The following is a 12871-nucleotide window of genomic DNA, read 5'->3' as shown; positions in this document are numbered from 1 at the left end:
GTTCGGCGGGCCGGGACGCCCGGCCCGGCCCCAAAGGCCCGTCCCGGACGGGCGGGCGGGACTTGCGGGACGGCCCAGGACCGGTACGCCGTGAGGGTGAACGGGACCGCCCCGGCCGTCCGCCGCGCACCGGTGCACGCGGCAGGGCGCGGACCGCGCCCCGGGCGTCGCGGCGAGGCCCCGACGGGCTCAGCCGCGTACGCCGCAGAGGTGCAGCAGCGCGGCCACCCGGCGGTAGGGATCGGTCCGTCCGGCCCGGTCCTCCGCGGCCAGCACCCGCTCCAGCTCGGCGGCGGCCGGCAGCTCCTCCTCGTTGCTCACGTTGTCCGTGAAGACGCGCACGCCGTACCAGGCGTGCAGCGGCGCCGCGATCCCGGCGAGCGTGGCGGTCAGGACGTCCAGCCGGTCGGCCCGCACCGCCAGGCCCAGGCGGTTGGTGTACGCGTCCGTGTCGAAGGCGGCCAGCGCCGCGTCCCAGTCCCCGGCGATGCCCGGTCGCATCGCCAGCGCGTCGGCGTTCCGCACCAGCAGCGAGAGCAGCCCGCCCGGGGCCAGCATCCGGGCCAGCCCGGCGAGCATCGCGTCGGGCTCCCGGACGTACATCAGCACGCCGTGGCAGAGCACCACGTCGAAACTGCCGGGCAGGAAGTGCACCCCGGTGTCCAGCCCGTCGCCCTCGATCAGCCGCACCCGCTCCCGGATGCCCGCGGGCTCACCGCCGAGCGCCTCCCGGGCCACCCGCAGCATCTCCGCGTCGGACTCCAGACCCGTCACGGTGTGACCGGCACGGGCCAGACGCAGCGCCTGCGTGCCCTGGCCCATGCCCACGTCGAGGACGCGCAGCCGCTGACCGACCGGGAAGCGGGCCGCGATCTGCTCGTCGAGCTGCCGGGCCACCAGCTCCTGGCGGACGGTGTTGCGCAGCCCGCCGAGCCCCTTCAGCCACGCCGAGGAGACTCCCGAGAAACCGGTGACGGGGGTGATGTCGTCCGGCCGTCCGGCGGGCGGACCGCCGACCGGGCCGGGAAGATCTCCGCTCAGGGCCGTTCTCCACGCTTGACCTGCGGCTTCGGCAGTCGAAGCCGACGCATCTGGAGCGTGCGCATCAGCCCGTAGGCGACCGCGCCGCGCTTGGGGGTGTCGGGGAAGCGGGCGTTCAGCTGCTTCCGCAGACGGAACGACAGGCCGATCGAGTCGATGACGATCAGCACGATCACGGCGAGCCAGAGCAGCAGCGAGATGCTCTGGATGTTCCGCACCTGGATCACGCTGAGGATCAGAATGATCACGGCCATCGGCAGGAAGAACTCCGCGACGCAGAAGCGCGAGTCCACGTAGTCGCGCACGTAGCGCCGCACCGGGCCCTTGTCGCGCACCGGCAGATAGCGCTCGTCGCCGTTGGCGAGGGCCTCGCGCTGCCGTGCCAGGTCGGCGCGGCGCGCCTCGCGCTGCCGCTTCATGGCCTCCTTGCGGTCCATCGGCGCGCCGGTGGAGGCACGGCGGCGCTGCGACTGGGCGTCGCTGCGCTTGGGGGTGGGGCGACCCTTGGGGGCCTGCGGGTCGCGGGGCTTCTTGGAGAGGTCCGCCGTCACCTTATCGGTGGGCGCCTTCTCTTCCTTCGAACGGCTACGGAACACAAGGCCCAAGGGTACGGGGTCGATCGCCGCGACCCCAGGCCGCCCGGGAACGATCCGGCAACGGACCGCGTCCTCCATGGGAGACGGCGGCCGGGGTCCGCACCGGCCCCCGCCGGGAGGCCGCGTCCGGGACTCCCCGACCGGCGTCTACTCCCTGGGCCGGAGCGGCGACGGGGCGCAGTCGTCCTTGGGGAGGAGCACATCCGTGCTCGAACAGTGCGGTAATAGAGGTAGGGCCCGTACTGTGGGTTCTGTTGGGTGCTGGAGCTCAGTCCGTCAGAAGGGGGCGCGCGAAGCCCATGAGCGGTGTCATGAAGCGTATGGGGATGATCTTCCGCGCGAAGGCGAACAAGGCCCTTGACCGGGCCGAGGATCCGCGCGAGACCCTCGATTACTCGTATCAGAAGCAGCTGGAACTGCTTCAGAAGGTGCGTCGCGGCGTCGCCGACGTGGCCACCTCGCGCAAGCGGCTGGAGCTGCAGCTGAACCAGCTCCAGGGGCAGTCGGCCAAGCTGGAGGACCAGGGCCGCAAGGCGCTCGCGCTCGGCCGCGAGGACCTGGCCCGTGAGGCGCTGTCCCGGCGCGCCGCGCTCCAGCAGCAGGTCACCGACCTGGAGACGCAGCACTCCACGTTGCAGGGCGAGGAGGAGAAGCTGACCCTCGCGGCCCAGCGGCTGCAGGCCAAGGTCGACGCCTTCCGCACCAAGAAGGAGACCATCAAGGCCACCTACACGGCCGCCCAGGCGCAGACCCGGATCGGCGAGGCGTTCTCCGGGATCTCGGAGGAGATGGGCGACGTCGGCCTGGCGATCCAGCGGGCCGAGGACAAGACCCAGCAGCTCCAGGCCCGGGCCGGCGCGATCGACGAGCTGCTCGCGTCCGGCGCCCTGGACGACCCGACCGGCACGGCCAAGGACGACATCGCGGCCGAGCTGGACCGGATCTCCGGCGGCACGGACGTGGAGCTGGAGCTCCAGCGCATGAAGGCCGAGCTGGCGGGCGGGGCCCCGCAGCAGGCCATCGAGGGCGGATCGCAGGACGCCGCGCAGCGGCAGGCGGCCCAGTCCCCGCACAAGTTCGACAAGAGCTGAGGCGGCGTCATGATCGTACGGATCATGGGGGAGGGCCAGGTCACCCTGGCCGACAGCCATCTCGCCGAGCTCAACGGGCTCGACGACGAACTGCTGGCCGAGGTGGAGAAGGGCGACGGCCCGGCCTTCCGAGCCACCCTCCACGCGCTCCTGGGCAGGGTGCGCGAACTCGGCGAGCCCCTCCCGGACGACTCCCTGGAGCCGTCCGAGCTGATCCTGCCGTCGCCCGACGCGACCCTCGAAGAGGTGCGGGCGATGCTCCGCGACGACGGTCTCATCCCCGGCTGAGGCGCTTTCGGCGCCCCGCGGTCCCGCTTCCTCCAGCACACCGCGCCCGTCCGTGCCCCGGTTCCGGTCCACCGGCCCGGGGCACGGGCGTACGCGGAAGCGCGCCCGTCTCCTGGGCCGGGACCCGCCCGCGGACACCGGCCGGACGTCTTCGCACCGCCCGGCCGGCCGACGCGCGACACGCCGTAACGTAGCCTGCCGTGACCACCCTCGGAACGGGCGTTCTGCGCGCCCGGCACTGGCTGCGCGGCCATCCCCGGGCGATGGACGCCGCGCTCGCGGCGGCCGCGCTCGTGGCCATGATCACCCTGTCGTTCGCCCACCCCGGCGCACCGGACCGGCCGGTTCCCGGACCCCGCGGCCCGCACGCGAGCGACGTGCTGCTGATGGCGATCGGCGCCGCGGCGCTCGTCTGGCGGCGGCGCAACGCCATGGCGGTGCTGGCGGTCACCGCCGTGCCGACCGTCGTCGAGCTGGTGATCTCCGATCCGCCCGGGCCGGTGGTGCTGAGCAACGCCATCGCGCTGTACACCGTCGCCGCCGGCACCGACCGGCCCACCACCTGGCGGGTCGGCCTGCTGACGGCGGTCGCGCTGACCGCCACCGCCATGTGCTTCGGCGCCGCCCCCTGGTACAGCCAGGAGAACTTCGGGATCTTCGCCTGGACCGGCATGGCCTGCGCGGCGGGGGACGCGGTCCGCTCGCGGCGCGCCTTCGTCGACGCGATCCGGGAGCGCGCCGAACGCGCCGAGCGGACCCGCGACGAGGAGGCCCGGCGCCGGGTCGCCGAGGAACGGCTGCGGATCGCCCGCGACCTCCACGACGTCGTCGCCCACCACATCGCCCTGGTCAACGTGCAGGCCGGGGTGGCCGCCCATGTCATGGACCGGCGGCCCGACCAGGCCAAGGAGGCGCTGGCGCACGTACGGGAGGCCAGCCGCAGCGCCCTCGACGAGCTCCGGGCCACCGTCGGCCTCCTGCGGCAGTCCGGCGACCCGGCCGCGCCGACCGAACCGGCCCCCGGGCTCGCGGTCCTCGGCGAGCTGGTGGACACCGTGCGGCGGGCCGGACTCGCCGTCGAGGTGGCCTGCGCCGACCGGCGGCCCCCGCTGCCCGCCGCCGTCGACCTGGCCGCGTACCGGGTGATCCAGGAGGCCCTGACCAACGTCCGCAAGCACGCGGGCCCGGACGCGACGGCCGAGATCAGCGTCGTGCGGGTCGGGGCCACCGTCGAGATCACGGTGATCGACAACGGCTCCGGCGGCGGCGCCCCCAACGCGGACGGCGGCGGCCACGGCCTGCTCGGCATGCGGGAACGCGTCACCGCGCTCGGCGGCGCCCTCACCGCCGGACCCCGCTACGGCGGCGGCTTCCGGGTCCATGCGATCCTGCCCGTCGAGGCCCGTACGACGGAACCGGGGAACCAGCCGGGCGCGGCGGGCCGGACGGGGGAGGACCGGAACGCATGACACCGCCCATCAAGGTGCTGCTCGTGGACGACCAGGCGCTGCTGCGCAGCGCGTTCCGCGTGCTGGTCGACTCCGAGGCCGACATGGAGGTGGTCGGCGAGGCGGCGGACGGCGCCCAGGCCGTGGAACTCGCCCGCGCGACCCGCGCCGACGTGGTGCTGATGGACATCCGGATGCCCGGCACGGACGGGCTCGCCGCGACCCGCATGATCAGCGCGGACCCGGAGCTCACGGCCGTACGGGTGGTCATGCTCACCACCTTCGAGGTGGACGAGTACGTGGTGCAGTCGCTGCGCGCCGGCGCCTCCGGCTTCCTCGGGAAGGGGGCGGAACCGGAGGAGCTCCTCAACGCCATCCGCATCGCGGCGGCCGGCGAGGCGCTGCTCTCCCCGGCCGCGACCAAGGGCCTGATCGCCACCTTCCTCGCCCAGGGCGGCGGCGCGGCGGACGGCGGATCCGGCTCCGCCGCGTACTCCGAGCGGCTGGCCGCGCTCACCGGCCGGGAGCGCGAGGTGCTGGTCCTGGTCGCGGGCGGGCACTCCAACGACGAGATCGCCGAACGGCTCGCCGTCAGCCCACTCACCGTCAAGACCCATGTGAACCGGGCGATGGCGAAGCTCGGCGCGCGCGACCGGGCGCAACTGGTCGTCATCGCCTACGAATCGGGCCTGGTGCGCCCCCGGGCGGAGTGACGCCGCACCGCCGTGCCGGGAACCGGCGCCGGCACGGGCGGGGCGGACGCGGCGGAGGCGGGGGGCGGACTCGCCCCGGGGTGGAGGGGGGTGGAGGGGCGGCGTACTCCAGCTGCGGTATGCGCGGGATGAGAAAGCGACCCTGGGGCCGAGGCTTTTGCCGCCGCCGATACGGAATCGTGTAGGTGGCCGGGTCTGTCCCCCAGCTGCCCGCCCATCTGCCGCGCAAGCCACAGAAGAGAGACATCACCCATGTCCTGGCTGTCCAGATTCAGCCTCGCGCAACGAGCCCTGATCGGACTGATATCGATCGTCGCCCTCGTGTTCGGCGCGATCTCGATCCCGCAGCTCAAGCAGCAGCTGCTGCCGACCATCGACCTGCCGATGGTGTCGGTGCTGGCCCCCTATCAGGGCGCGTCGCCCGACGTGGTCGAGAAGCAGGTCGTCGAGCCGCTGGAGAACTCCATCAAGGCGGTCGACGGCGTCACCGGCATCACGTCGACCGCCAGCGAGGGCAATGCCGTCGTCATGGCGTCCTTCGACTTCGACAGCGGGGGCAGCAAGCAGCTCGTCGCCGACATCCAGCAGGCGGTCAACCGCGCCCGCGCCATGCTTCCCGACACCGTGGACCCGCAGGTCGTGGCCGGCTCGACGGACGACATCCCGACCGTCGTCCTCGCCGTCACCTCCGACAAGGACCAGCAGGCCCTCGCCGACCAGCTGGACCGCACCGTCGTGCCCGCGCTGGAGGACATCGACGGCGTCGGCCAGGTCTCCGTCAGCGGGGTGCGGGACCTCCAGGTCTCCGTCACCCCCGACGACCAGAAGCTCGCGGCGGCCGGTCTCGACGCCATGACGCTCGCCCAGGCGCTCAGGACGGGCGGGGCGACGGTCCCGGCCGGTTCCTTCTCCGAGTCGGGCAAGAGCCGCACCGTCCAGGTGGGCGGGCCGTTCACCTCGCTGAAGCAGATCGAGGACCTGCGGGTCGTCGCGAAGGACCCGGCGACGGGCAAGTCCGGCAAGCCGGTCCGGGTCGGCGACGTCGCCACCGTGAAGCAGGAGCCGTCCACGGCGGACTCCCTCACCCGCACCAACGGCCGGCCCAGCCTCGCCGTGGTGGCCACGATGGACAAGGACGGCAGCGCCGTCGCCATCTCGGACGCCGTCAAGGACAAGCTCCCCGACCTGCGCAGGGACCTCGGTTCCGGCGCCGAGCTGACCGTCGTCACCGACCAGGGCCCGGCCGTCTCCAAGGCGATCTCCGGACTGACCACCGAGGGCGCGCTCGGCCTGGTCTTCGCCGTCGTGGTGATCCTGCTCTTCCTCGCCTCGCTGCGCTCCACCCTGGTCACGGCGGTCTCCATCCCGCTCTCCGTGGTGCTCGCGCTGCTCGTGCTGTGGAGCCGCGACCTGTCGCTCAACATGCTCACCCTCGGCGCGCTGACCATCGCGATCGGCCGCGTCGTCGACGACTCGATCGTGGTCCTGGAGAACATCAAGCGCCACCTCGGCTACGGCGAGGAGCGCGGGACGGCGATCATCACCGCGGTGAAGGAGGTGGCCGGCGCGGTCACCTCCTCGACCCTCACCACGGTCGCCGTGTTCCTGCCGATCGGCCTCGTCGGCGGCATGGTGGGCGAGCTCTTCGGCTCGTTCTCGCTGACCGTCACCGCGGCCCTGCTGGCGTCGCTGCTGGTCTCGCTGACCGTCGTCCCCGTGCTGTCGTACTGGTTCCTGCGCGCCCCCAAGGGCACCGCCCAGGACCCGGACGAGGCCCGGCGCGAGGCCGAGGAGAAGGAGGCCCGCAGCCGGCTCCAGCGGCTGTACGTCCCGGTCCTGCGCTTCGCCACCCGGCGCCGGATTACCAGCGTCGTCATCGCCGTCGTGGTGCTGTTCGGCACCTTCGGCATGGCCCCGCTACTCAAGACCAACTTCTTCGACCAGGGCGAGCAGGAAGTCCTGTCCGTCAAGCAGAAGATGGCCCCCGGCACCAGCCTGGCCGCCACCGACGCGGCGGCCCGGAAGATCGAGAAGGTCCTCACCGACGACAAGGCCGTCAAGGACTACCAGGTCACCGTCGGCTCCTCCGGCTTCATGGCGGCCTTCGGCGGCGGCACCGGCTCCAACCAGGCGTCCTACCAGATCACCCTGAAGGACGCGGGCGACGCCGAGGCCGTGCAGAAGCGCCTGGAGACCGAGTTCGGCAAGCTCGACGGCATCGGCGACACCGCCATCTCGGCGGGCGGCGGCTTCGGCAGCCAGGACCTCGCCGTCGTGGTCAAGGCCGCCGACGCGGACGTCCTGAAGAAGGCGTCCGAGCAGGTGCGGGCCGAGGTCGCGAAGCTGAAGGACGTCACCGACGTCCAGAGCGACCTCGCGCAGAGCGTCCCGAGGATCTCCGTCAGGGCCAACGCCAAGGCGGCGGCGGCCGGCTTCGACCAGGCCGCGCTGGGCGCGGTCGTCGCCGGAGCGGTGAGCGGCACCCCGGCCGGCAAGGCGACCATGGGCGACACCGAGCGCGACGTCGTCATCACCTCCGCCCACCCGGCCACCACCATGGCCGAGCTGAAGAAGCTCCCCCTCGGCCCGGTCGAGCTGGGGCAGATAGCCGACGTCGAACTGGTCCCCGGACCGGTCTCGATGACCCGTATCGACGGCCAGCGCGCCGCGACCGTCACCGCCCGTCCGGTCGGTGACAACACCGGCGCGATCAACGCCGCGCTCCAGACGAAGATCAACGCCCTGAAGCTCCCGGACGGCGCCACCGCGAGCATCGGCGGGGTCTCCGAGGACCAGAACGACGCCTTCCTGAAGCTCGGCCTGGCCATGCTGGCCGCGATCGCGATCGTGTTCATGTTGCTGGTGGCGACCTTCCGGTCCCTCGTCCAGCCGCTGATCCTGCTGGTCTCCATCCCGTTCGCGGCCACCGGCGCGATCGGTCTGCTCATTCTCACCGGTACCCCGATGGGGGTCCCGGCGATGATCGGCATGCTGATGCTCATCGGCATCGTGGTCACCAACGCGATCGTGCTGATCGACCTGATCAACCAGTACCGGGCCCAGGGCATGGGCATCGTCGAAGCGGTCGTCGAGGGCGGGCGCCACCGCCTCCGCCCGATCCTGATGACGGCACTCGCGACGATCTTCGCCCTGCTCCCGATGGCGCTCGGCGTCACCGGCGAGGGCGGCTTCATCTCGCAGCCGCTCGCGGTGGTCGTGATCGGCGGCCTGGTCACCTCGACCCTGCTGACGCTGCTCCTGGTGCCGACGCTCTACGCGATGGTCGAACTCCGCAAGGAGCGCCGCGCCGAGAAGAAGGCGGCCAAGAAGGCCCGGAAGACCGGCGCCCCGACCCCGCCCGAGGCCGCGGAGTCCGCCCCGGAGCCGGTCGGCAGCCTCTGACCCGCCCCTCGGCCCGCCGCCGAGACAGGACGCCCCGGAACGGCCGCACGACTGGGCCGCTCCGGGGCGTCTCCCGTCGCGGCCGTGCGCTCTCGGCGACCGCGCGGGCCCGGTGACCGGTCCGCTGACCGGTCCGGTGACCGGACCGGCCCCGGCCCGACTCCGGAACCCACGCTTCCGGCCCGGAACGCGGCGCGGCCGCCGTCCCGGCACCTGTGTGCCGGGACGGCGGCCGCGGACGCGTACGGCGTCGGGGCGGGGGCGCCGTGTCCGTTACGGCAGCGCCAGCATCCGCTCCAGCGCCAGCTTCGCGTACTTCTCCGTCTCCGGGTCGACCTGGATCCGGTTGACCAGGTTGCCCTCGGCCAGCGACTCCAGGGCCCACACCAGGTGCGGCAGGTCGATGCGGTTCATCGTCGAGCAGAAGCAGACCGTCTTGTCGAGGAAGACGATCTCCTTGCCCTCGGAGGCGAAACGGTTCGCCAGGCGGCGCACCAGGTTCAGCTCGGTGCCGATCGCCCACTTCGAGCCGGCCGGGGCCGCCTCCAGGGCCTTGATGATGTACTCCGTCGAGCCGACGTAGTCCGCCGCCGCCACGACCTCGTGCCTGCACTCCGGGTGCACCAGCACGTTCACGCCCGGTATGCGCGCGCGCACGTCCTCGACCGAGTCCAGCGAGAAGCGGCCGTGCACCGAGCAGTGCCCGCGCCACAGGATCATCCGCGCGTCGCGCAGCTCCTCGGCGGTCAGCCCGCCGTTCGGCTTGTGCGGGTTGTAGACGACGCAGTCGTCCAGCGACATCCCCATGTCCCGGACGGCGGTGTTCCGGCCCAGGTGCTGGTCGGGCAGGAAGAGCACCTTGGCCGTCCCCGACTCCCGCTGGGCGAAGGCCCACTCCAGTGCCCGCCGCGCGTTGGACGAGGTGCAGATCGTGCCGCCGTGCCGGCCGGTGAACGCCTTGATGTCGGCGGAGGAGTTCATGTACGAGACCGGCACCACCTGGTCGGCGATCCCGGCCTCGGTCAGCACGTCCCAGCACTCCGCGACCTGCTCGGCGGTGGCCATGTCGGCCATCGAGCAGCCCGCCGCCAGGTCCGGCAGCACGACCTTCTGGTCGTCCGTGGTCAGGATGTCCGCCGACTCGGCCATGAAGTGCACACCGCAGAAGACGATGTACTCCGCGTCCGGGCGGGCCGCCGCGTCCCGGGCGAGCTTGAACGAGTCGCCGGTGACGTCCGCGAACTGGATGACCTCGTCGCGCTGGTAGTGGTGGCCGAGGACGAACACCTTGTCCCCGAGCTTCTCCTTGGCCGCCCGGGCACGCTCCACCAGGTCCGGGTCGGACGGGGCGGGCAGGTCGCCCGGACACTCGACGCCGCGCTCGCTCCTCGGGTCGGCCTCGCGGCCGAGGAGGAGCAACGCGAGGGGCGTCGGCTGGACGTCGAGATCCTGGACGGGGTGGGCCGTGGTCACGTCACGCACCCTTTCTTCTCTGCGGAGGAGCCTTTTCGTCGAAATGACGTTATCTATCATATCTGCTTTATGTCACTTTGACGACACCGATAGCGTCGATGTGACGCATCCCCCGGCGGGACCCGTGTGCGAGCATGAAGGGAACAGGCAAGCGCTCGGCCCGGAATGAATCCGCGGGCCCGACGGTTGCAACGTCGGCAAGCAGTCTCCGTACAACCCGGGAGAGAAGCAGATGTCCGTATCGGACGACACCACCACCGTGAGCGACGGCATCCTCCTGTCCGACGCCGCCGCCGCGAAGGTCAAGAGCCTGCTGGAGCAGGAGGGCCGTGACGACCTGGCGCTGCGCGTCGCCGTCCAGCCCGGCGGCTGCTCGGGCCTGCGCTACCAGCTCTTCTTCGACGAGCGCTCGCTCGACGGCGACGTCGTGAAGGAGTTCGACGGCGTCAAGGTCGTCACCGACCGGATGAGCGCTCCTTACCTGGGCGGCGCCTCCATCGACTTCGTCGACACCATCGAGAAGCAGGGCTTCACCATCGACAACCCGAACGCCACGGGCTCCTGCGCCTGCGGCGACTCCTTCAGCTGAGCCGCGAGGGCGGCTGAGCCCCGAGAGCGGGCGCGTCCCGAACGCCGGTCATTCGAAGGCGGGGGACGGAGAGAGCGTGCGAGGGCGGTGGTTCCGGATTCCGGAACCACCGCCCTCGCCGTGCGTCCGGGCCGTCACGGAGCCGTCGCCCCCGCCCGCGCCGACCCGCGCGTACGGTCGCGCCCGCGTACGCGCCGTCAGCCGCGGGGCACGCGGGCGCCCGAGGCCGCGTCGATCACCGTCCGGTCGCCGAGCGGCGCGTCCAGCGTGACCGTCCGGGTCAGCTCCTCGGCCGTCATCACGCAGACCTTCTTCGCGTCCCGCCCGGACTCCGTCACCGTCACCGTCACGCTCTTCCCGTCCTCGACGGCGCTCGCCGCGTATCCGCTGCACACCCCGCCCCAGAACGTCACCGACAAGGTCCGCCCCTCGGCGGCGTACGACAGGATCTGCCGGGCGGGCGAGGTCCCGGGCGCGTCGCCCCCGGACGTGCCGCCCTCGTCGCCCGGAGGCGTCGCCGACGCGTCCTTCGCCAGGTACGCGGGATCCACGGCGACCCGCGCCACCGTCGTCCCCGTGCCGCCCGCGGTGGGCCGCACCGAGAAGAGCCAGGACGGCACGAGCGCCTGCTCGCCCCCCACCCGGCGCAGCGACAGGCCGAACACCGCCTTGTCGACCGTGACCGTCGTGACCGGCGGCTCCGCCCCGGTCCGCGCCCCGCACCGGACCCCCGGCGACCTCACGCCGTCCTTGAGCGGTACGGGGTCGGCGCACCCGCCGATCCCGGCGCCCCCGCCCGCCCGCGACGACGAGCCGTTCAACTGCTTCAGGGCCTCGCCCGCGCTGATGACCGGATAGTCGTCCGTCTTCTCCAGGCCCTTCAGATGCCCGCTGCCGCCGACCACCTCGCCGTCCGGGCCCACCCGGATGCCGGTCGACCAGCCGTACGTGGGCAGCCCGTCCACCACCGGGTCGGCGTTCACCACCCGGGCGGACCCCATGAGCTGGCCGGCGTCCAGCGCGGCGCCGCCCTGACCCGTGGCCTTCAGGACCGGGGCCGCGGCCGCCTTCGCCGCGCTCTCGTCCACCGGGGAGCCGCCGCCGTCCTGAGCCGGCCCCCCGCCCGGGGCCGCCTTTCCGCCGGCGCACGACGAGACGCCCCGGCAGTCGTCCGTGCCCCCGGAGCCGTACCGGTCGAAGGTCCAGGCGCCCGGGGCCCTCCGGTCCACCCGGAGGAACGGCCCCGAGCCGTCCTTGTCCGAGCCGACCGTCCAGGACCCGCCCTCCGCCCGAGGGACGCCCGCCAGGCCGAGCGCCTTCGCCAGCCGGGTCACCTCCGCCGCCGTGACCGTCCCCGCCGCGCGCCGCACCGGAGCCCGCCCCGGTCCCTGCGGAAGCTCTCCGGACGCGCGGTGGACCACCCGGCCGCCGTGCGGATCGGGCTCGCCGATCGCGATGCCCCGCGGGGGGCCGTCCGGCGACGGACCCGGACCGTCCGCATCCGGGTCCAGGGCCAGCGGGGGAGGGGTGGGGCTCTTGGCGGCCGCCGTGCCGCCGTCGCCGTCCGCGGCGGTCGCCGCCCAGTACGCGCCGCCGCCCCCGGCCAGCAGCACGGCCGCCGCCACCGAGGCCGCCAGCGCGGCACGCCGCCTCGGCCGTCCCGCCGCGGCCGACGCCCCCTGCGGAACGTCTCCCGTCGGCGCGGTCACATCGTTGTCGGGTCGCTCGGTGCTCAACCGGATCCGCTCCTTCGCCTGCGCTGCCGTCGCAGACCGTCGACCGGTCTGCCGTCCGTCCCACGGGTCGGGGACAACGGTGTGACGGGGCGCGAGGGCACACGGTTCCCCCGGGCGGGAGGCCGTACTCCACCCGGGGGAACCGCGCGTTCAGTCGCCGTGTCCGGGCATGGGGCCGCCGTACTCCGGCATGCCGTCGACCAGCCGGACGGACGCGGCCGGCACGGTGACGCCGTGGATCCGGTCGGGGGCGACCCGGGCCGGGGCGGGCTTCGCCGGGGCGGTCCAGCGCGGCGCCATCCGCGCGCAGTCGCCGCGCAGCTCGGGCAGACCGGCCTCGGAATCGGGCGGGGCGATGTGGTTCCGCATAAGGGCACCGTAGGCAGCACACGCCTTGAGAGGAAAGTCCTACTATCGGGTAGTTTTCTCCCCTTCAGGGCGCCCTCGGGGAACGGGTAGCGTGAACTGTCACGCAGCCCCGGGGCCGAGGCCAC

At 73.1% G+C, this 12871-nt stretch carries 11 protein-coding genes; 6 read left to right on the top strand and 5 right to left on the bottom strand.

Going from position 1 to position 12871, the window contains the following annotated elements; genetic code table 11:
• Positions 1-189: 189 nt before the first annotated feature.
• Positions 190-897, bottom strand: a complete 708-nt coding sequence (locus tag WA762_RS00670; protein WP_335931784.1) for a class I SAM-dependent methyltransferase — start codon at positions 895-897, stop codon at positions 190-192.
• A 140-nt stretch (positions 898-1037) separates the two neighbouring features.
• On the bottom strand, positions 1038-1637 hold the full coding sequence (locus WA762_RS00665) for a DUF3043 domain-containing protein (protein ID WP_335931782.1): 600 nt from the start codon (positions 1635-1637) through the stop codon (positions 1038-1040).
• Positions 1638-1948: 311 nt separating this feature from the next.
• Between WA762_RS00665 and WA762_RS00660 the strand changes: the two genes are divergently transcribed.
• The 5 genes from WA762_RS00660 to WA762_RS00640 all read left to right on the top strand — a co-directional run bounded on the left by WA762_RS00660 (position 1949) and on the right by WA762_RS00640 (position 8579).
• On the top strand, positions 1949-2728 hold the full coding sequence (locus WA762_RS00660; protein WP_335931780.1) for a PspA/IM30 family protein: 780 nt from the start codon (positions 1949-1951) through the stop codon (positions 2726-2728).
• 9 nt (positions 2729-2737) lie between these two features.
• On the top strand, positions 2738-3016 hold the full coding sequence (gene pspAA, locus WA762_RS00655; protein WP_335931778.1) for a PspA-associated protein PspAA: 279 nt from the start codon (positions 2738-2740) through the stop codon (positions 3014-3016).
• 200 nt (positions 3017-3216) lie between these two features.
• Entirely contained in the window at positions 3217-4485 is a 1269-nt protein-coding gene (locus tag WA762_RS00650; protein ID WP_335931776.1) for a sensor histidine kinase, read from the top strand.
• Positions 4482-5177 carry a response regulator transcription factor gene (locus WA762_RS00645; protein WP_335931773.1) on the top strand — a complete coding sequence of 232 codons (696 nt, stop codon included), beginning with the start codon at positions 4482-4484 and terminating at the stop codon, positions 5175-5177. Before WA762_RS00650 ends, WA762_RS00645 begins: the two co-directional genes overlap by 4 nt.
• Before the next feature lie 252 nt (positions 5178-5429).
• Complete coding sequence (locus WA762_RS00640) at positions 5430-8579, top strand: efflux RND transporter permease subunit (RefSeq protein WP_335931772.1); 3150 nt, start codon at positions 5430-5432, stop codon at positions 8577-8579.
• A gap of 273 nt (positions 8580-8852) precedes the next feature.
• Here the strand turns inward: WA762_RS00640 and nadA are convergent, their stop codons facing one another.
• Entirely contained in the window at positions 8853-10061 is a 1209-nt protein-coding gene (gene nadA, locus WA762_RS00635; RefSeq protein ID WP_443080485.1) for a quinolinate synthase NadA, read from the bottom strand.
• Positions 10062-10284: 223 nt separating this feature from the next.
• Between nadA and erpA the strand changes: the two genes are divergently transcribed.
• A complete protein-coding gene (gene erpA / locus WA762_RS00630) occupies positions 10285-10641 on the top strand; it encodes an iron-sulfur cluster insertion protein ErpA (RefSeq protein ID WP_335931768.1) in 357 nt (118 codons plus the stop codon).
• A gap of 197 nt (positions 10642-10838) precedes the next feature.
• On the opposite strand, the gene WA762_RS00625 is transcribed toward erpA, so the two are convergent.
• Positions 10839-12377 (bottom strand): hypothetical protein, encoded by a 1539-nt coding sequence (locus WA762_RS00625; protein WP_443080484.1) that lies wholly within the window; start codon positions 12375-12377, stop codon positions 10839-10841.
• A gap of 150 nt (positions 12378-12527) precedes the next feature.
• On the bottom strand, positions 12528-12746 hold the full coding sequence (locus tag WA762_RS00620; protein WP_335931766.1) for a hypothetical protein: 219 nt from the start codon (positions 12744-12746) through the stop codon (positions 12528-12530).
• Positions 12747-12871: the final 125 nt, after the last annotated feature.

Origin of the sequence: Streptomyces tyrfis (assembly GCF_037034285.1) — a bacterium.
Taxonomy (GTDB): Bacteria; Actinomycetota; Actinomycetes; order Streptomycetales; family Streptomycetaceae; genus Streptomyces.
Note: the sequence above shows the minus strand (reverse complement) of the source record. Positions and strands in the feature narration are given on the sequence as shown.

Excerpts from the sequence above, each read along its gene's own strand:
- WA762_RS00660 (WP_335931780.1), top strand. The coding sequence starts at position 1,949 with ATGAAGCGTATGGGGATGATCTTCCGCGCGAAGGCGAACAAGGCCCTT.
- pspAA (WP_335931778.1), top strand. The coding sequence starts at position 2,738 with ATGATCGTACGGATCATGGGGGAGGGCCAGGTCACCCTGGCCGACAGC.
- WA762_RS00645 (WP_335931773.1), top strand. The coding sequence starts at position 4,482 with ATGACACCGCCCATCAAGGTGCTGCTCGTGGACGACCAGGCGCTGCTG.
- WA762_RS00640 (WP_335931772.1), top strand. The coding sequence starts at position 5,430 with ATGTCCTGGCTGTCCAGATTCAGCCTCGCGCAACGAGCCCTGATCGGA.
- erpA (WP_335931768.1), top strand. The coding sequence starts at position 10,285 with ATGTCCGTATCGGACGACACCACCACCGTGAGCGACGGCATCCTCCTG.
- WA762_RS00620 (WP_335931766.1), bottom strand. The coding sequence starts at position 12,746 with ATGCGGAACCACATCGCCCCGCCCGATTCCGAGGCCGGTCTGCCCGAG.